The 17,358-nt window shown below is 67.2% G+C and carries 17 protein-coding genes; 5 read left to right on the top strand and 12 right to left on the bottom strand.

Annotation, left to right across the window (positions count from 1 at the left end):
• The first annotated feature begins 61 nt into the window (after window positions 1–61).
• From A9973_RS02740 to A9973_RS02750, 3 genes are all read left to right on the top strand, one after another.
• A complete protein-coding gene (locus tag A9973_RS02740) occupies window positions 62–898 on the top strand; it encodes an alpha/beta fold hydrolase (protein WP_183012222.1) in 837 nt (278 codons plus the stop codon).
• Window positions 899–1,215: 317 nt separating this feature from the next.
• Complete coding sequence (locus tag A9973_RS02745; RefSeq protein ID WP_183012223.1) at window positions 1,216–1,638, top strand: GreA/GreB family elongation factor; 423 nt, start codon at window positions 1,216–1,218, stop codon at window positions 1,636–1,638.
• A gap of 19 nt (window positions 1,639–1,657) precedes the next feature.
• Window positions 1,658–2,287 carry an oxidoreductase gene (locus tag A9973_RS02750; RefSeq protein ID WP_183012224.1) on the top strand — a complete coding sequence of 210 codons (630 nt, stop codon included), beginning with the start codon at window positions 1,658–1,660 and terminating at the stop codon, window positions 2,285–2,287.
• A gap of 79 nt (window positions 2,288–2,366) precedes the next feature.
• On the opposite strand, the gene A9973_RS02755 is transcribed toward A9973_RS02750, so the two are convergent.
• From A9973_RS02755 to A9973_RS02790, 8 genes are all read right to left on the bottom strand, one after another.
• A complete protein-coding gene (locus A9973_RS02755) occupies window positions 2,367–4,040 on the bottom strand; it encodes a long-chain fatty acid--CoA ligase (RefSeq protein ID WP_183012225.1) in 1,674 nt (557 codons plus the stop codon).
• A gap of 15 nt (window positions 4,041–4,055) precedes the next feature.
• Complete coding sequence (locus A9973_RS02760) at window positions 4,056–5,210, bottom strand: acyl-CoA dehydrogenase family protein (RefSeq protein ID WP_183012226.1); 1,155 nt, start codon at window positions 5,208–5,210, stop codon at window positions 4,056–4,058.
• A 17-nt stretch (window positions 5,211–5,227) separates the two neighbouring features.
• On the bottom strand, window positions 5,228–6,052 hold the full coding sequence (locus A9973_RS02765; protein WP_183012227.1) for an SDR family NAD(P)-dependent oxidoreductase: 825 nt from the start codon (window positions 6,050–6,052) through the stop codon (window positions 5,228–5,230).
• A gap of 21 nt (window positions 6,053–6,073) precedes the next feature.
• Entirely contained in the window at window positions 6,074–6,493 is a 420-nt protein-coding gene (locus A9973_RS02770) for a MaoC family dehydratase (protein ID WP_183012228.1), read from the bottom strand.
• A 10-nt stretch (window positions 6,494–6,503) separates the two neighbouring features.
• Entirely contained in the window at window positions 6,504–6,947 is a 444-nt protein-coding gene (locus A9973_RS02775) for a MaoC family dehydratase N-terminal domain-containing protein (RefSeq protein ID WP_183012229.1), read from the bottom strand.
• A 10-nt stretch (window positions 6,948–6,957) separates the two neighbouring features.
• Window positions 6,958–8,142 (bottom strand): lipid-transfer protein, encoded by a 1,185-nt coding sequence (locus A9973_RS02780; protein WP_183012230.1) that lies wholly within the window; start codon window positions 8,140–8,142, stop codon window positions 6,958–6,960.
• The gene (locus A9973_RS02785; protein WP_183012231.1) at window positions 8,139–9,671 is read right to left on the bottom strand and encodes an AMP-binding protein; all 1,533 of its coding nucleotides are present in this window, start codon (window positions 9,669–9,671) and stop codon (window positions 8,139–8,141) included. Before A9973_RS02785 ends, A9973_RS02780 begins: the two co-directional genes overlap by 4 nt.
• A 126-nt stretch (window positions 9,672–9,797) precedes the next feature.
• Window positions 9,798–10,853 (bottom strand): AraC family transcriptional regulator, encoded by a 1,056-nt coding sequence (locus A9973_RS02790; RefSeq protein WP_183012232.1) that lies wholly within the window; start codon window positions 10,851–10,853, stop codon window positions 9,798–9,800.
• Window positions 10,854–11,044: 191 nt separating this feature from the next.
• On the opposite strand from A9973_RS02790, the gene A9973_RS02795 reads away from it, so the two are divergent.
• Window positions 11,045–12,214: a CaiB/BaiF CoA-transferase family protein gene (locus tag A9973_RS02795; RefSeq protein ID WP_183012233.1), complete on the top strand. Its 1,170-nt coding sequence runs from the start codon at window positions 11,045–11,047 to the stop codon at window positions 12,212–12,214.
• 68 nt (window positions 12,215–12,282) lie between these two features.
• Complete coding sequence (locus A9973_RS02800; RefSeq protein ID WP_183012234.1) at window positions 12,283–13,278, top strand: tripartite tricarboxylate transporter substrate binding protein; 996 nt, start codon at window positions 12,283–12,285, stop codon at window positions 13,276–13,278.
• 43 nt (window positions 13,279–13,321) lie between these two features.
• On the opposite strand, the gene A9973_RS02805 is transcribed toward A9973_RS02800, so the two are convergent.
• The 4 genes from A9973_RS02805 to A9973_RS02820 all read right to left on the bottom strand — a co-directional run bounded on the left by A9973_RS02805 (window position 13,322) and on the right by A9973_RS02820 (window position 17,167).
• Entirely contained in the window at window positions 13,322–13,696 is a 375-nt protein-coding gene (locus tag A9973_RS02805) for a tautomerase family protein (RefSeq protein WP_183012235.1), read from the bottom strand.
• A 138-nt stretch (window positions 13,697–13,834) separates the two neighbouring features.
• Window positions 13,835–15,091 carry a glycine betaine/L-proline ABC transporter ATP-binding protein gene (locus A9973_RS02810; RefSeq protein ID WP_183012236.1) on the bottom strand — a complete coding sequence of 419 codons (1,257 nt, stop codon included), beginning with the start codon at window positions 15,089–15,091 and terminating at the stop codon, window positions 13,835–13,837.
• On the bottom strand, window positions 15,088–15,945 hold the full coding sequence (locus A9973_RS02815) for a proline/glycine betaine ABC transporter permease (RefSeq protein ID WP_183012237.1): 858 nt from the start codon (window positions 15,943–15,945) through the stop codon (window positions 15,088–15,090). Before A9973_RS02815 ends, A9973_RS02810 begins: the two co-directional genes overlap by 4 nt.
• Before the next feature lie 220 nt (window positions 15,946–16,165).
• Window positions 16,166–17,167 carry an ABC transporter substrate-binding protein gene (locus tag A9973_RS02820; RefSeq protein WP_183012238.1) on the bottom strand — a complete coding sequence of 334 codons (1,002 nt, stop codon included), beginning with the start codon at window positions 17,165–17,167 and terminating at the stop codon, window positions 16,166–16,168.
• Window positions 17,168–17,358 lie beyond the last annotated feature (191 nt).

Genomic DNA, 17,358 nt, shown 5'->3' on the forward strand with positions numbered 1-17,358 from the left:
CGGCCCATATGCCCGCCCCCCAGCGGTTCCCCTTCCCTGCCTCTACCCGGAGTCATTGACCATGAGCACCATCACTACCCCCGACGGCGTGCAGATCTATTTCAAGGACTGGGGCCCCAAGACGGCCCAGCCCATCATGTTCCATCATGGCTGGCCCTTGTCCAGCGACGACTGGGACGCCCAGATGCTCTACTTCGTCGCCAAGGGCTTTCGCGTCATCGCGCATGACCGCCGCGGCCATGGCCGCTCCAGCCAGGTCAGCGACGGCCACGACATGGACCACTATGCGGCCGACGCGTCGGCGGTGGCCGAACACCTGGATCTGCGCAACACCGTCCACATCGGCCATTCCACCGGCGGCGGCGAAGTCGCGCGCTATGTCGCCAAGTTCGGCCAGCCGCAGGGCAGGGTCGCCCGCGCCGTGCTGGTCAGCGCCGTGCCGCCCCTGATGGTCAAGACCGACGCCAACCCCGGCGGCACGCCGATCGAGGTGTTCGACGGTTTCCGTGCGGCGCTTGCCGCCAACCGCGCCCAGTTCTTCACCGACGTCGCGTCCGGCCCCTTTTACGGGTTCAATCGCCCCGGCGCGAAGGTGTCCCAGGGAGTCGTCAACAACTGGTGGCGCCAGGGCATGATCGGCTCGGCCAAAGCGCATTACGAGGGCATCAAGGCGTTTTCGGAAACCGACCAGACCGAAGACCTGAAGGCCATCACCGTGCCCACGCTGGTCATGCATGGCGACGACGACCAGATCGTGCCCATCGACGACGCCTCGCGGCTGTCGGTCAAACTGCTGAAGCACGGCACACTGAAGGTCTATGCGGGCTTTCCGCACGGCATGCTGACGACGCATGCCGAGGTCATCAATCCCGACCTGCTGGCCTTCATCAAGGGCTGATTTCCGCTGCAAACGGGGTCAGCGGGCGGAGGCGTCCTCCCGCTTTCGCCTCCGTCCCACCCCCCCGCGCCGGCATTGGCCTATATACTCAGCTATTGCCGACCGCAGATCGGGCGCCGCACGCGCGAAAACCTGCGCCGCAACGACGCTTGACCCGCCCGCAAGGGCGCTCCCCAGGGACAAGGCGCTTATCCGCCCTCCGCCGCCATCGCAGCGCTTCCCTCGGGACCGGCTTTACTGTCACCTCCTCCATCGCCCCGCCCGAGCAAGCCTGAAAAGCGTCTGCCGAGGGGGCCATTCGTCTTAGAAGAATCCATATGAACGCCTTGCCGCAAGACAAACTGATTACCGCTTTGGACCACGCCCGCCTGCTGGGCATGATCACGCGCCCCGGCAGCGCCGCCGCGCTGTCGCGCGATGCGATCGACGCCACGCAGGACATCCTGGATTCCGCGCCCATCATCCCGCTGGAGGAAGTCACGCCGGACATCGTCACGATGCGTTCGCGCATGCGCCTGCTGAACGCCAACGGCGATGAAATGATCGTTACCCTGTGCTATCCGGCCGACGCCAACCTGGCGCAAGGCCAGGTATCCGTGCTGTCCCCGCTGGGGCTTAGCCTGATCGGCTCGCGCCAGGGCCAGCGCATCACCTGGACCGCGCCCAACCAGACCGAACACGCCGCCACGATCGAAGAGATCGTCTACCAGCCCGAAGCGGCTGGCGACACCACGGCGTAAAGCCTGCCTGGAGCATGCCATGAAGCTGCTGCTGATCGGATCGACCGGCCTGGTTGGCCGTCATGTGCTGGACTTGGCGTTGGCCGATCCGCGCGTGGCGGAGGTGGTCTCGCTCGCCCGGCGTGCGCTGCCCGCGCATGCCAAGCTGCAGACCCCTGAGGCCGACTTCGAGCATCTGCCGCAAGACGCCGACTGGTGGCGCGCCGACGCCGTGATCTGCACGCTGGGCACGACCCTGCGCGCGGCGGGGTCCGAGGCCGCCTTCCGCAAGGTCGACCACGACTATCCGGTGGCGGTCGCCCGCCTGGCGCGCCAGCACGGCACCCCGGCCTATGTCTTGAACTCGGCCATCGGTGCCGACGCGTCCTCGCGCTTCTTCTACAACCGCGTCAAGGGCGAAGTGGAACGCGATCTGGCCAGCCTGGGATTTGCGTCACTGACCGTGGTGCGGCCCGGCCTGATCGGCGGCCGGCGTGCGGAATTCCGCCTGGGCGAACGCGCCGCGATCGGCGCGCTGACGTTGCTGGGCCCGCTGCTGCCGCGCCGCTGGCGGATCAACCCCGCCAGCACGATCGCGCAGGCCATGCTGGACGCGGCCATCGACGCGCGGCCCGGCATGCACGTCGTCACGTCCGATCAGTTGACCTGAACGGCCCGACTCGGCGTCCGCGGCTCGGCGTCCCCGGCTCGGCGTCCCCGGCTCGGCGCCCCCGGCTCGGCGCCCCCAACTAGGCGACCCCGACCAGACGCTCCGCCTCCTGCAACTGGCGCCATAGGATCTTGCCCGTGTTGGACTTGGGCAGCGCGTCAACGAATTCCACGATGCGCGGCGCCTTATAGGCCGCCATGCGCGTGCGTGCCCAGGCGATCACCTCGTCTTCGCGTGCGCTATCCCGCGCTTCAGGACGCAGCACCAGCAGCGCCTTCACTGTTTCACCTCGGCAGGCGTCGGGCACACCGATCACACACGCTTCGTGCACGGCGGGATGCTCATACAGCGCGTTCTCGACCTCGGCCGGCCAGACCTTGTAGCCTGACGCGTTGATCATGCGTTTCAAGCGGTCGGTAACGAAGAAATAGCCGTCCTCATCCATCCGCCCCAAATCACCGGTGCGGAAGTACCGCTCGCCGTCCAGCATGAAAAACGCGTCCGCGTCGGCGGCCGGATTGTTCCAATAACCCTGCATGATCTGCGCGCCCCGCGTGACCAGTTCGCCGGTCTCGCCAGGCGGCAGTTCCGCAAGCGTCGACGGGTCCACCACCCGCGTATCCACCCCGAACGTCGGCACGCCGATGCATTGGCGCTTGTTGCGCTGTATGGGATTGCAGTGCAGGAACGAGGCGGTTTCGGTCAGGCCATAAGCCTCGTTGAAGATGATGCCGTAGCGCTCGGCCAGCATCGCCGCCACGGATTCCGGCATGGGCGCGCCGCCGCCGCACAGCAAGGCCAGGTTGGACAGGTCGAACGATTCGATGCCGGGCTGCGCAAAGAAATCCACCACCATCGCGGGCGGCGCGGCCCACACGCTGACCCGGTGCCGCGCCATCAACTGCGCCGCCACCTGGCGGTCCCAGCGCGGCAGCAGCACAACAGTGGCCCCCAGCAAGATCGGCAGGTTCATGCAGTTCTGCATGCCCAGCAAATGGAACATGGGCGCCACCCCCATGATGACGGCTTCGGCGGTCAGGCCTCGCCACAATTGCGAGCCCGTCACTGCCGCGCCCAGCGTGCCGTGCGTGTGCCGGCACCCCTTGGGACGGCCGGTGGTGCCCGACGTGTACGGCAGCAGGCACAGGTCCGCGGCCTTCGCCTTGTGCGGCGCCGGCGGCGCGTTGACGGCCAGCGCGCCATACCAGGGCACGCCGCCCGCGACATCCGGCGCCCGCCGTGGCGCGGCGATCCAGTCGGGCGGCGCCAGGTCGCCATCGCCTGGCCCCAGATAATCCGAATAGGTGTGCACGATCACCCGGTCCAGCCGGCCGTCGTCCACGAAATCCGCCAAGCGCCCGGCCAGCTCCTGCGCCGCGAACGCCACGCGGGCGCCGCTGTCTTCCAGGTAGTGCGCCAGTTCGTCCGGCGTGCTCATCGCGTTCACCGGCACCACCACGGCCTCGGCTCGCAGGATGGCGTAGTAGGCAATGATGAACTGCGGGCAGTTCTGGCTGAGCAGCAGCACGCGGTCGCCGGCCTGCACGCCGGCGCCGTGCTGCAGATAGCCGGCCATCGCGTCGACTTCCCGTTTGAGCCGTGCGTAGTCCAGCACCGTGTCGTAGAACACGATGGCGGGCTTGCCGGGATAGCGCGCGGCCGACGCCTCCAGGTTGAAGACCAGGCTGGATTGGGGTTGGCTGATGTGATGCGGCAGCCCCTTGGGCCAGTACTGATGGTGCGCTTGCTGCATTCGTGTCTCCCCGCCTCAGGCGGTCATCCCGCGGGCGATGATTTCTTTCATGATCTCGTTCGAGCCGCCGTAGATCTTGCCCACGCGCGCGTCGGCATACATGCGGGCGATGGGATATTCCAGCATATAGCCGTAGCCGCCATGCAGCTGCAGGCACTCGTCGATCACCTGGCAGTTCATCTGCGTGGTCCACCACTTGGCCATGGCGGCAGTGGACAGGTCAAGCGTGCCGCCCAGTTGCCGCGCAATGCAATCGTCGACGAATCGCGCCGCGATGGTCGCCACGGTCTCGCATTCGGCCAGCTTGAAGCGCGTGTTCTGCATGTCGATCAGCGGTTGGCCGAAGACCTGCCGCGTCCGGGTGTACGCGACCGTCTCGTCGATGGCGCGCCGCATCGTCGCCACCGCGCCCACGGCGATCAGCAGCCGTTCGCGCGGCAGTTGCTGCATCAGCTGCTTGAAGCCGCGCCCTTCGACCTCGCCCAGCAGATTGCCGGCAGGCACGCGCACGTCGTCGAAGAAGAGTTCCGCGGTATCCCCGCTTTTCTGGCCCAGCTTTTCCAGCAGCCGGCCGCGCCGGAACCCCGGCAGGTCCCGGGCTTCGATCATGATCAGCGACACGCCGCGCGAACCGGCCTGCGGATCCGTCTTGGCCACCACGCAGACCAGATCGGCATGCAGGCCATTGGTGATGAAGGTCTTCGACCCATTGACCGCATACGCGTCGCCGTCGCGGACCGCCGTGGTGCGCACACTTTTCAGGTCGGATCCCGCGCCCGGCTCGCTCATCGCAATGGCGCCCACAAGCTCGCCCGTCGCCATCTTCGGCAACCAGCGTTGCTTTTGCGGCTCGGTGCCGTAGTTGAGGATGTAGTGCGCCAGGATCGCGCTGTGCACATTGTTGCTGAAGCCGTAGACCATGGCTCGCGCCTGCTCCGCGGCCACGATGGCCTCGTGGGCGAAGGTGCCCCCGCCGCCGCCATAGGCCTCGGGCATGCTCACGCACAGCAGGCCCATCCGACCCGCCTTGTGCCAGACTTCACGGTCGGCATGCTGTTGCTTTCGCCACTTTTCCTCGTCGGGCACGAATTCCTTTTCGAACAGGCGGCGCGTCGAATCCTGGAACAACGTCAGGTCGGCGTCCATCCAGCTTTGGCGTGGCATTTCCATCGCGTTCCCCCCGGGCATCAAGGACGGCCGCCGCCCACGACCAACACCTGGCCGCTGACGTAGTTGGATTCGGGCAGGCAGAACAGGTACACGGCGCCCGCCGCTTCCGCCGGCGTGCCGGCGCGGCCGATCGGGATCAGGCTTTCGGCGTTCTTCAGCACCTGCGGATTCACGCCCACCTTGATCTGCCGTCCCTGGATATCCAGCGTGGCGTCGCCATCGGCGGCGGCCTCGGTCAGGCGCGTCTTGATCAAACCGAACGCCACGCTGTTCACGTTGACCTTGTAGCGCCCCCACTCCTTGGCCAAGGCGCGCGTCAAGCCGTTGATGCCCGCCTTGGCGGCCGCATAGTTGGCCTGGCCTGCGTTGCCCATCACGCCCGACGTGGAGGAGATATTGACGACCTTGCGGAACACCTCGCGCCCTTCGGCGGCCTCGGCCTTGGCGGCCTCGCGGATGAAACCGGACGCGGCGCGCAGGATGCGGAACGGGGCCGACAGGTGCACCGCCAGGATCTCGTCCCACTGTTCGTCGGTCATCTTCTGGATCACGTTGTCCCAGGTATAGCCGGCGTTGTTCACGATGATGTCCAACCCGCCGAACGTGTCCACCGCCGTTCCCACGAAGCGCTCGGCAAAGCCGGATTCCGTGACGCTGCCCGCGCAGGCCTGCGCCTGCCCGCCCGCCTGGCGGATCATCGCCACCGTGTCTTCGGCCGGGCCCGCGTCCAGATCGTTCACAACGACCTTTGCCCCTTCGCGCGCCAGCTTCAGTGCGATTTCCTGGCCGATGCCGCGCCCCGATCCGGACACCAGCGCCACCTTTCCGTCAAGCGTTCCCATCGTCTCTCTCCTGTACCGTATTCAAGGCGCGGCCAGAACCGCCACGCCGCTCAATCTGAGTTCACCGGTCTGGCTGCGCGCCTGCAGCTCCACCCTAAGCCGGGTTTCGCCTTGCGACGCGAAGCGTTCGACCACCTGCCCGGTGCAGCGCACCTCGTCACCCACATGCGTGATCGCCACGAAGCGCACGGCGAATTCGCGCAACGCCGATTGCGGTGCCCAGTTCGTCAGCAGGCGCGCCAGATAGGCCGCCGACAGCATGCCGTGCGCGAACACGTCTTCCATGCCGGCCGACCGGGCGAAGTCCAGATCGACGTGGATGGGGTTGTGGTCGCCGGACGCGCCGCAGTACAGCGCCAGCGCGTGCCGGCTGACGGGGCCCGCCGTAAAGCCGGGCAGCGCATCGTCCGCCCGGGCGTCCTGATACTTGTTGCCGTTCATCGCGCTCTCCTCAGCCGTTGCGCACGACGGTGGTGGCGCGCAATTCGGCCACCAGTTTCCCGGATGCATCGGTCACCCTTGTCTCGCGCACCACGAATTCCAGCGCGCCGCCTTTCTTGGCATAGATGTCGGTGATGCGCGGCTCGAAGCACAGCACGTCGCCCGCATGCGCCATGGCGTGATAGGTGAAGCCCTGCTCGCCATGCAGCACCCGGCCGATGTCGATGCCCAGCAGGTCGCGCATGGCGGCGGGATTCGGGCTGTCCATTTCCAGGCAGAAGAAAAAGGTCGGCGGCACCGGCAACGCCGGATGGCCGGCGGCGCGTGCGGCGGCCTCGTCCGCATAGACGGGATCGTCCTGCCCGGTCGCCTTGGCGAAAAACCGCAACCGCCCTGCTTCCACCGTCGTGGTGAACGCGGGCAGGGCGGTGCCGATATGTCGGGTGTCCAGCATGGCGGTCTCCTCAGGCGGCCTGGTACAGCGTGACGACGCAGGCGCCACCAAGCCCCAGGTTGTGCTGAAGCGCCAGCCGCGCCCCCTCCACCTGGCGCAGGTCCGCCTGCCCACGCAATTGCCAGACCAGTTCCGCGCACTGCGCCAGGCCAGTCGCGCCCAGCGGATGGCCCTTGGACAGCAGGCCGCCCGACGGATTGGTCACGACACGGCCGCCGTAGGTGTTCTCGCCATCGACGATGAATTGTTCGGCGGTGCCTTCCGGCGTCAGCCGCAGGCCTTCGTAGGTGATCAGTTCGTTGGCCGTAAAGCAGTCGTGCAGTTCCACCACATCGACATCGGCGGGATCGACTCCGGCAGCCTCGTACACCTGGTCGGCCGCGGCGCGCGTCATGTCGTAGCCCACCAGCTTGCGCATGTCGCCCTCGCCGAACGTGGACGGCGTGTCGGTCGTCATGGCCTGCGCCGCGATGCTGACCGCGGGCGACAAGCCGTGGCGGCGCGCAAAATCCTCCGAGCACAAGATGGCCGCCGCCGCGCCGCAAGTCGGCGGGCAGCACTGCAGACGGGTCAGGGGATCGAAGATCATGGGGGCGGCCAGCACTTCGTCCAGCGTGACCGTCTGACGGAACACCGCGTATGGATTGCGCGCCGCGTGCTGGCGCGCCTTGACCGAAATGCGCGCGAACGTATCAGGCCGGATGCCGTGCGCTTTCATGTAGTCGCGCCCCGCGCCGCCGAAGAACTGCGCGGCGCGCGGCTTGGCCGTGTCGTAGCCTTGAAGGTCCGTCATGGACGAGACGAACGCCGCCAAGGGCGAAGGGCGGTCCTCGTAGACGCCCTTGAGCGCACCGGGCACCATCTGTTCGAAGCCCACCGCAAGCGCGCATTCCACCGCACCGCTTTCCACCGCCTGGCGCGCCAGGAACAACGCGGAGGATCCGCTGGCGCAATTGTTGTTCACGTTGAAGACGGGGATTCCCGTCAGGCCCACCCCGTACACGACCGCCTGGCCGGACGTGGAATCGCCGTAGACGTAGCCGGCGTAGGCCTGCTGCACGGCGTCATAAGGCGCGCCCGCATCCTTCAAGGCTTCGCGCACGGCGCGCATGCCCATCACGGAATAGGGTTCGCTTGCGCCGGGCTTGCTGAACGGGATCATGCCGACGCCGGCCACCCATACTTTTCGATTCATGCCTGCTTCTCCTGAAGGGGCGCCGCGGCAGCCGCCGGGCGCGGGGATTCATGGTCTTGCCGCAGCACGGACTTCAGCACCTTGCCCGCGGCGGACAGAGGAAGATCGTCGCGGAACGCGTAGCTCTTGGGACATTTGTAGGTGGCCAGCCATTGGCGGCAATGGGCGTGCAGCGCATCGGCATCCGGCGCGTGGCCGGCGCGCGCGACGACCACGGCATGCACCGCTTCGCCCCAGCGCTCGTGGGCCACGCCGATCACCGCGCAGCGCGCCACCAGCGCGTGCTGCGCCAGCACGGCCTCGACTTCGGCGGCATAGACGTTTTCGCCGCCGCTGACGATCATGTCTTTCAAGCGGTCGACAACGGTCAGGTAGCCGTCCTCGTCCAGCCGCGCGGCGTCGCCCGTCAACAACCAACCGTCGGAGAAGGCGCGCGCGGTCTCGTCAGGCAGATTCCAATAGCCCGAGATCACCATGGGTCCGCGCACCGCCAGTTCGCCGACCTCGCCGGTCGCGGCTTCCCGCCCGTCGGACGCCAGGATGCGCACCTCGACCCCCACGGCAGGGCGCCCGGCGGACATCGCGCGCGGGCCGCCATGCCGCACGTTGGCGTTGATCGCCACCATGGCCGATGTCTCCGTCATGCCGTAGGCATGCACGAATTCCGCCTGCGGAAATGCGGCCAGGGCACGCGCCAGCAGCGCTGGCGAAATCGGTGACGCGCCCCAGATCACGCGCTGCAAGCCATCCAGGCGGTAGTCCGAGAATCCGGGTTCATCCAGCAGCATCTGGATCATGCTGGGCACCAGCAACACCTCGGTGACGCCGTCGTCCTGCAAGGACTGCAACGCCGCCTTCTGGTTGAAACCGCGCTGCATCACGACGGACGCGCCCGCCAGGAACTGGCCCATCAAGCGCCCCAGCCCCGCCACATGGAACAGCGGCGCCACCAGCAGCACGCAGCTGTCCTCGTCCGTCGGCACGGTGGCCAGCCGGGCGACGGCGGCGCTCCACAAGTTCGCGTGCGTCAGCATCGCGCCCTTGGGGAACCCGGTGGTGCCGCCCGTGTACAGGATGGCGGCCAGCGTGGCGCCGCCCGCGCGCAGGTCTTCGATCGGCGCGGCGGCGGCGGCCTGCGCTTCCAACGCCGGCATCGGCAGCACGCGAGTCGATGCCGGCGCCGTCACGTCCGTCATGCGCGGCGCCAGCGCCTCATCCAACAGCAACAGGCGCGGCGCGCCGTCGGCCAGTCCTTGTATCAGCTCAGCACCGCTCCAGCGGGTATTCAGGGGCTGGATCGCCGCGCCCAACCACCAGCATGCCAGCATCCACGACACATAGTCCGCGCTGTTGGCGCCCAGCAAGGCGACGCGGTCGCCCGGCTGCACGCCGTGGTCGCGCAGTACCGCGGCCTTGCGCGCCACCCAGGCCAGCAGTTCGGGATACGTCCAGCGCTGCGCCCCTTCGCGCAACGCGGTCTTTGCGGGATACAGCCGGCTTGCGCGATGCAGGCCTTGCGTCAGATACATGGCGTTGTCTCCTGCGGCACGCGGGCTCTGTGGCCCGCTGTCCTGTCCAGCCGGGTGCCTTGCGCCCGACCGTTGCCGTGCCCATAGCTTCCCGCCAGGCGCCGCAGGCGGCAATGGCCGCAGGCGTCAAACGGATTGGCGGAAAGTGTCAGCGGCGTCAGGCGGCATGCAGGCCGGGCCGCACACCAGACGGTTGCGGCGGTACTCGCCAGGCGATACGCCGGTCCATTTCTTGAACGCCCGGTGAAAGGTGCTGGATTCGGAAAAGCCCAACCGTTCCGCGATATCCATCAGGGACAAGTCGTGCCGGCCCAGGTATTCCACCGCCGCGTCCCGGCGCAGGTCGTCTTTCAGCACCTGGAACCCCTGGCCCTCGTCGCGCAGATGGCGCCTGAGGGTTTGCGGCGTCATCGACAACTGCGCGCTGACCTGCGCCAGCGACGGCAGGTCGGCGGACAAGTCGTTGCGCAGCAGCCGGCGGATGCGGTCCGTCAGGGTGGCCCGGTCCTGATACTTCACCAGCAGATCGAACGGGGCGTTCGCCAGGAACGCCTTCAACGCCTGCGCGTCCTGAACCACCGGGAGCGCCAGCCAGCGCGATTCCAGCCGCAAGCCCGACACCGGTTGCCCATAGCGCACCGGCGCGTGAAACACCTTGTGCGCGTCGGCGCTGCGCGCGCCTTCGTGGTAATCCACGCCTGACACGGGGATCCGCCGCGCTGCCAACCAATTGGCCACGCCCAGCGTGAAGAACAGGAACGTGCGTTCGCCATACCATTGCGTGCCCCGGCGTTCGCCTCGCGAGTCCAGCACGATGTGCGCGGATTCGCCGTCGACGCACAGCCGCGCGGTGAAGTCGCGCAGCACGCCGTGGTAATAGCGGAACGCCGCGCGCAACGCTTGCCCCACCGTCGCCTCTTGCAAGGCCAGCCGGCAGGCGTGGGCGAACGCGCCCATGGGCACGGGATGCTGCCCCAGCGCCAGAAAGTCGTCGCGCGTGGCGCGCCGCAGCATCCGCAAGATCTGCGCGAACTGCGCCTGCGACACGCGCGCCATCGGCGCCTGCAGCAACGCGGGCGACACGTCGGCGCGCACCAGGACGCGATCCACGTCCACGCCCCGGCTGCGCGCGCCTTGCAGGATCTGGGCGATGTGCCCCACGGCGATGGTGTGATGGGTCATGGCGTATTCCAACGGCTGAGCGGACACCGACATCGCCGATGGTAGCCAAAGGCCCTGCCGCGCGGAATGCCCGACGTGAGCATTCCCGCCAAGCGGAATCAGCGATTTCGCCATTGGTTGGCCGCAAAGCCGCGCCTAGACTGGTTTTCCCCTCAGGCCGGCCGCCTCTTCGTATTTACCGGAGTCCCTCTTTGGATACGCCGAACACCGCCCCGCTTGCGGGCATCAGGATCCTGGACCTGTCGCGCTTGCTGCCCGGCCCGCTGGGCGCGCAGTACCTGGCCGACCTGGGCGCGGACGTCATCAAGATCGAAGACACGCAGGCGGGCGACTACGCGCCGCCCGCGCTGCGCGCCGTGTGCAACCGCAACAAGCGCGGGCTGCGCCTGGACTTGAAGCATCCCGACGGCCAGGCGGCGCTGGCCGCGCTGGCGCGCGACGCCGATGCGGTGATCGAGAGCTTCCGGCCCGGCGTGGCCGCGCGGCTGAAGGCCGACTATCCGACCCTGTCCCGGCACAATCCCCGATTGGTGTATTGCAGCATCACCGGCTACGGCCAGGACGGCCCGCAGCGCGACGCCGCCGGCCACGACCTGAACTACTCGGCCTACGCCGGCGTAGCGGATCAGATGGGATGCGGCCCCGACCAGCCCGCGCTGTCCAACCTGCCCGTGGCCGACGTCCTGGGCGGTTCCTTGACCGCGGTGATGGGAATCCTGGCGGCGCTGGTCGATGCGCAGCGCACCGGCCGCGGACGCTATGTGGACGTCGCCATCGCCGACGGCCTGCTGGCCGGGGCCGTCGTGCCACTGGCCACGCTCAACGCTGTGGGCGACACGCGTCCGGCGGGCGCCGACAGCCTCTCCGGCGCGCTGGCCTGCTATCACCCGTACCGCACGCAGGACGGGCGCTATCTGGCGGTGGCCGCGCTGGAATCGAAATTCTGGGACGCCTTGTGCCGGCGGCTGGAACGCCCCGACCTTCTGCCCCTGCATCGCGAAGGCGGGCCGGCGCAGCAGGCCTACGTCAAAGACGAACTGCAGCGCCTGTTCGGTGCTCGGCCGCTGGCGCATTGGCTGGCCTTGCTGGACGGCACCGACTGCTGCGTGTCGCCCGTGCTGAAACTGGCGGAAAGCCTGGCGCATCCGCACTTCACCGCGCGCGGCATGGTGCACCACGCCGTGCATCCGGCCTATGGGCCCGCGGCGCATATCGCCAGCCCCGTGAAGATGTCGGGGTTCACGTTCGCCATTCACCGCCAGGCGCCGCTGCCTGGCGAACACACCGATCAGATCCTGCGCGAGGCCGGTTACGACGATGCCGGCATCGCCAGCCTGACCGGACGCGGCATCGCGCGGTAGGCACATACGGCCGATGCGTCAGGTGCGGCGTCCACGCCGCGCCCATGAAAACCAGGACGGAGACAATCATGATCGATCCTCATCGCAGCACTGCCTTGCCCACCCGCCGCCGCCTGCTCCAGCTGGGGCTGGCCCTGCCCGCCGCCCTGGCGCTTGGCCGCACCGCGCGCGCGGCCACCTTTCCCGCGCGGCCGGTCACGCTGATCGTCCCCTTTCCCGCCGGCGGCGCGACGGATACGCAGATGCGCGCGCTGGCGGTGGCCGCCTCGCGCGAGCTGGGCCAGACCGTGATCATCGCCAACCGTCCCGGCGCGGGCGGCACCTTGGGGCCGGCCGCCATGGCCCAGACCGCCGCCCCCGACGGCTACACCGTGTCGGTGGTGGTGGGCACGCTGTTCCGCTATCCGTTCCTGCAGGCGGTGAACTACGACCCGCTCACGGATTTCACCTATGTGGCCTGCATGACGGCCTACTCCTACGGCATCGTCGTGCGCCAGGACGCGCCCTGGAAAACGCTGGATGAGTTGATCGCGCATGCGCGCGCGAATCCCGAGAAGATCAGCTACGGCGGCACCGGCACGGGCGGCTCCGGCCGCATCGCCATCGAGCGCCTGTCGCGGCTGACGGAAGTGAAGTTCAACTTCATCCCGTACAAGGGCGCCGCCGAAGAGACCACCGCGCTGCTGGGCGGCCATATCCAGATGGTGTCGGACGCGGGCTGGGGGCCGATGATCGATACCGGCAAGGCGCGCCTGCTGGCCGTCATGGGCGATGCGCGCGCCAAGCGCGTGCCCGACGTGCCCACGCTGACCGAGCTGGGCTATCCCATCGTCGCGTCCAATCCCGTCGGCATCGCCGGCCCCAAGGGCATGGATCCCAAGGTGGTGGCCGTGCTGCAACAGGCGTTCCACCGCGCCGCGCGCGATCCCGACTACAACCGTGCGCTAGAGAATGCGGACCAGCCGCACATGCTGATGGACAGCAACGCCTACACCGACTATGCGGTCCGTCAGGTCGCGGAGGAAAAACGGTTCGTGGCCGAGCTGGGCCTGAAGACGGAATAGAGCAAGCCGATGGCGGGCGGGGCCTTGGCCCCGCTGCCCCGGCTCAGCGGCCGGCCGCCTTGGCGCTGATGCCGTTGGCCACGCCCATGTCGACCTTGGGCACGTCGCGGATCAGCACGCGCACGTCTTCGCCCGAAATATCGATACTGGTGCATACCGCCTGGTTCACCGCGGCGATCAGCGCGGCCTTCTTGGCTTCGTCCCGGCCTTCGATCAGCGCCGCGTCCACGCGCACCATACGCTTGCCGATTTCGCCCGCCACGATCACGTTTTCAGCGGGTACTTCCTGCAGCACGATGCGCACGCTGGGCAGCGGCGCGGCGATACTTTCCACCACCGCGCTGGACACGGCCTTCAGCAGCGCGGCCTTCTGGGCGGCCGAGTGGCCTTGCAGGATCTGGACATTCAAAATTGGCATGACGGCTTCCGATTTTTCGAATAGCGGGAATCCGGCCGAAATGACCGGCCAGCCATCATATAGCGACTTTGCCCGCGTGCAAGCGATTGCAGGCGGGCAAAGTCCGGGTGCCGAACGCCCCAGGGGGCGCCGGCAGGGTCAGGCCGCTTCGCCCCGGTGTTCGGGCGCGGGCTGGGCTTCCAGTTCGCTGGCGGCGCTTTCGGGGGACGCCGCGGCTTCGGTCAGCGCCGGGGTCACCAGCTCCACGACCTTCTTGCGCGACAGCATGCCCAGGAACTCGTCGTCCTCGCCCGTGACGGCGACCGGCTGATCGCTGTGCACCAGTTGCGCCAGCACTTCGCCCAGTCCTGCCGTGGCGGGCACCGACGCCAGGTCTTCGACAAAGCGCGACACGTCGCGCGCGCCTTGCTCGATGGCCTGCTCGGCCGCCTTGGCCGTCAGCACGCCAGCCAGGCGCTTGCCGTCCAGCACGGGCGCGTACTGGTAGTCCATCGCCCGCATGCGGTCCAGGGCATGCGCGGGACGCGAACGCATCGTCAGCGTCAGGCGCGCCGGATTCACAGCGTGCGTCGCGTTCAGCACCTTGGTGCGGTTCACGTCCTGCAGGAACGACTGCACATAGTCGTTGGCCGGATTCAGCAGAATGTCCTCCGGCGTGCCTTCCTGCACCAGTTCGCCGTCTTTCAGGATGGCGATCCGATTGCCCAGGCGCAGGGCCTCGTCCAGATCATGCGTGATGAACACGATGGTCTTGTTCAGCTTGGCCTGCAGCTGCAGCAGCTGGTCCTGCATCTCGCGGCGGATCAACGGATCCAGCGCCGAGAACGCTTCGTCCATCAGCAGGATTTCGGCGTCGGTGGCCAGCGCGCGCGCCAGGCCCACGCGTTGCTGCATGCCGCCGGACAGTTGATGCGGATACTGGTTTTCAAAGCCGGCCAGGCCCACTTGCTCCAGCCAGTCGCGGGCACGCTTCTCGCGTTCCGCCTTGCCCACGCCCTGCACGGTCAGGCCGTACGCGGCGTTGTCCAGCACCGTGCGGTGCGGGAACAGGCCGAAGCGCTGGAACACCATGCTCATCTTCTTCTGGCGGAAGACTTCCAGGTCGCGCTTGTTCAGGCTGACCACGTCCACGCCGTCCACCAGGATGTGGCCCGCGCTGGGCTCGATCAGCCGGTTGAAGTGGCGGATCAACGTCGACTTGCCGGAACCCGACAAGCCCATGATGACGTAGATGCTGCCTTCCTCGATCGACAGGCTGATGTCGCGCAGGCCCAGCGTGTGGCCACTTTCGGCCAGCAGTTGTTCCTTGCTCATGCCGTTCTGGGCGGCTTGCAGCCATTTCTTCGGATGCGAACCGAAGACCTTGTAGATGTTCTTGACCTCGATCTTGCTCATCGCTGGCCTCCCATGCGCATGCGCTGTCCATACGATTGCGTGATCCGGTCGAACAGCACGGCCAGCACCACGATACCCAAGCCCGCCAGCAGGCCGCGGCCCACTTCCAGGCGGTTGATCCCCAGCAGCACTTCATAGCCCAGGCCGCGCGCGCCGATCATCGACGCGATCACCACCATCGACAGGGCCATCATCGTGGTCTGGTTGATGCCCGCCATGATGTTGGGCAATGCCAGCGGCAGTTGCACGCCGAACAGTTGCTGGCGCGGATTGGCACCGAAGGCGCGCGACGCTTCCAGCACTTCGCGGTCGACCAGGCGGATGCCCAGATCGGTCAGGCGGATCAGCGGCGGCACGGCGTAAATCACCGTGGCGATGATGGCGGGAATCTTGCCCAGGCCGAACAGCATCACGACCGGAATCAGGTACACGAAGCTGGGCATGGTCTGCATCACGTCCAGCACCGGCAGCATGATGGAGCGCAGCCAGTTCACCCGCGCCATCAGCACGCCCAGCGGGATGCCGATCACCACCGACAGGCCGGCGGCCATGATCATCAGCGCCAGCGTCTGCATGCCGGCGTCCCACAGGCCCAACACGCCGATCACGCACAGCAGCGCGCCCATCGCCAGGCTCAGGCCGATGCGGCGGCTCACGCCCCACGCGATGGCCACGGTCACGGCAACCACCGCCCACCAGGGCGAATTGCGCAGCACTTGCTCCAACCACACCAAGGCGTGCAGGACGGGCTGAGACAGGGTCTCGAGCGTGTCCGCGTAATTGGTGACGAGGTGATCGACAAACCCGTCGATCGCCGCCCTTACCTGACGGGCGGGAATAATTTCAGGAAACATTGTTTCGACTCCATTCTGGGGCGCTTACGGTGGCGTTGAGACCGCCAGCGGCTTGCATCCGGACGCGTGCGTCCGGCAAACAGCCATCCCAGGGGAAAAAGCCCAGGGCAACTTGCCCGCCACGGGGCTTTTTCCCTTGAGGCGGCCCGACAGGCCGGAAGACTTCCGGCAAGCCGGGCCGGCACGCGCCGAAGCGGCGCGAGGCCTGCACCACGATGTATTACAGCGCGCTTTGGACGCGCCCGGCGACGTCGGCGGGGACCCACTTGGTCCAGACGTCGGGCTTGTTCTTCAGGAACCACTTGGCCACGGTGCTGGAATCGTCGCCAGACTCTTCCATGTGGGCCAAGGTTTCATTGATCACCGGCAGCGGCACCGACACCTTGGCCAGGAAGGCGGTCAGCGTGGGCGCTTCTTCGGAGAACTTGGTGTTCACCGCGGTGAAGACGGGATTGTCGGGGTAGGCGCTGGCCTCGGGCTTGGCGCACTTGGACGACGTCAGGCACTTGTGCTTTTCGGCGTCATAGGGCGGCATGTCCAGCTTGACCAGGTCCATCGCGCCGACGAGGGGCGTGGGCGACCAGTAGTAGAACACGACGTTCTGCTTGCGCTTGTAGGCCGACATCAGCGCCGCTTTCTGGGCCGCGCCCGTGCCGGGCGAGTACAGCGTGTAGCTGTCGTCCAGCTTCAAGGCATGGAACAGGTTGTTGCTGGTGACTTCGCAGCCCCAACCCGCCGGGCAGCCGTAGAAGCGGCCCTTGCCGGGCTCTTCGGGGTCTTTGAACTTGTCCTTGAATTTCGGCAGGTCGGCCGCGGCCTTCAATTCGGGCAGGCGTTCCGCGGTGTAGCGGGGGATGTACCAGCCTTCGGCGCCCATGTAGAGGTCGCCGATGCGCTTGACGCGGCCGGTCTTTTCGGCGCGCTCCCAGGGATCGGCCACGCTGTTCAGCCAGATCTCGGTGTTGATATCCAGGTCGCCGCGCTCAAGCGCAGCCAGGGCGGGCAGGGTTTCCGTCGGCAGGGTTTCGGTCTTGCAACCGTAGCCCTTTTCCATGATGAAACGTTCGACATCCACCAGAACCAGGTTGGATTCCCAGTTCATGGCGCCGAAATTGACCGGGCGCTTGATTTCACATTGCGGCGCGTCGGCGGCTTGGGCCGCACCGGCAAACGCAAACAGGACGGCCGTGGCGGCCAGGGTCTTGACAGGGGTAAAACGCATTTGGCTTTTGCCTCCATAGGTTCAGGGACACACGCCGGGTCTGGCCCGGAAGTGCCATGGAGCTAAGGGGGTTGTGCGGAAGACGGGCAGAACCGCCAATACAAACCGACACTAGCGACAAGAGGATCCGCAAAGGGTGCGGAATCTTGCTAAGACAGGAGCTTCAAAAACGGTGTTTTTGAAAACCCACA

The sequence above is a fragment of the Achromobacter sp. UMC46 genome, from assembly GCF_014170335.1.
Taxonomy (GTDB): domain Bacteria; phylum Pseudomonadota; class Gammaproteobacteria; order Burkholderiales; family Burkholderiaceae_B; genus Achromobacter.

Bases quoted from the DNA above. Each gene is read 5' to 3' on its own strand.
- A9973_RS02740 (WP_183012222.1), top strand. From the start codon at position 62: ATGAGCACCATCACTACCCCCGACGGCGTGCAGATCTATTTCAAGGAC.
- A9973_RS02745 (WP_183012223.1), top strand. From the start codon at position 1,216: ATGAACGCCTTGCCGCAAGACAAACTGATTACCGCTTTGGACCACGCC.
- A9973_RS02750 (WP_183012224.1), top strand. From the start codon at position 1,658: ATGAAGCTGCTGCTGATCGGATCGACCGGCCTGGTTGGCCGTCATGTG.
- A9973_RS02755 (WP_183012225.1), bottom strand. From the start codon at position 4,040: ATGCAGCAAGCGCACCATCAGTACTGGCCCAAGGGGCTGCCGCATCAC.
- A9973_RS02760 (WP_183012226.1), bottom strand. From the start codon at position 5,210: ATGGAAATGCCACGCCAAAGCTGGATGGACGCCGACCTGACGTTGTTC.
- A9973_RS02765 (WP_183012227.1), bottom strand. From the start codon at position 6,052: ATGGGAACGCTTGACGGAAAGGTGGCGCTGGTGTCCGGATCGGGGCGC.
- A9973_RS02770 (WP_183012228.1), bottom strand. From the start codon at position 6,493: ATGAACGGCAACAAGTATCAGGACGCCCGGGCGGACGATGCGCTGCCC.
- A9973_RS02775 (WP_183012229.1), bottom strand. From the start codon at position 6,947: ATGCTGGACACCCGACATATCGGCACCGCCCTGCCCGCGTTCACCACG.
- A9973_RS02780 (WP_183012230.1), bottom strand. From the start codon at position 8,142: ATGAATCGAAAAGTATGGGTGGCCGGCGTCGGCATGATCCCGTTCAGC.
- A9973_RS02785 (WP_183012231.1), bottom strand. From the start codon at position 9,671: ATGTATCTGACGCAAGGCCTGCATCGCGCAAGCCGGCTGTATCCCGCA.
- A9973_RS02790 (WP_183012232.1), bottom strand. From the start codon at position 10,853: ATGACCCATCACACCATCGCCGTGGGGCACATCGCCCAGATCCTGCAA.
- A9973_RS02800 (WP_183012234.1), top strand. From the start codon at position 12,283: ATGATCGATCCTCATCGCAGCACTGCCTTGCCCACCCGCCGCCGCCTG.
- A9973_RS02805 (WP_183012235.1), bottom strand. From the start codon at position 13,696: ATGCCAATTTTGAATGTCCAGATCCTGCAAGGCCACTCGGCCGCCCAG.
- A9973_RS02810 (WP_183012236.1), bottom strand. From the start codon at position 15,091: ATGAGCAAGATCGAGGTCAAGAACATCTACAAGGTCTTCGGTTCGCAT.
- A9973_RS02815 (WP_183012237.1), bottom strand. From the start codon at position 15,945: ATGTTTCCTGAAATTATTCCCGCCCGTCAGGTAAGGGCGGCGATCGAC.
- A9973_RS02820 (WP_183012238.1), bottom strand. From the start codon at position 17,167: ATGCGTTTTACCCCTGTCAAGACCCTGGCCGCCACGGCCGTCCTGTTT.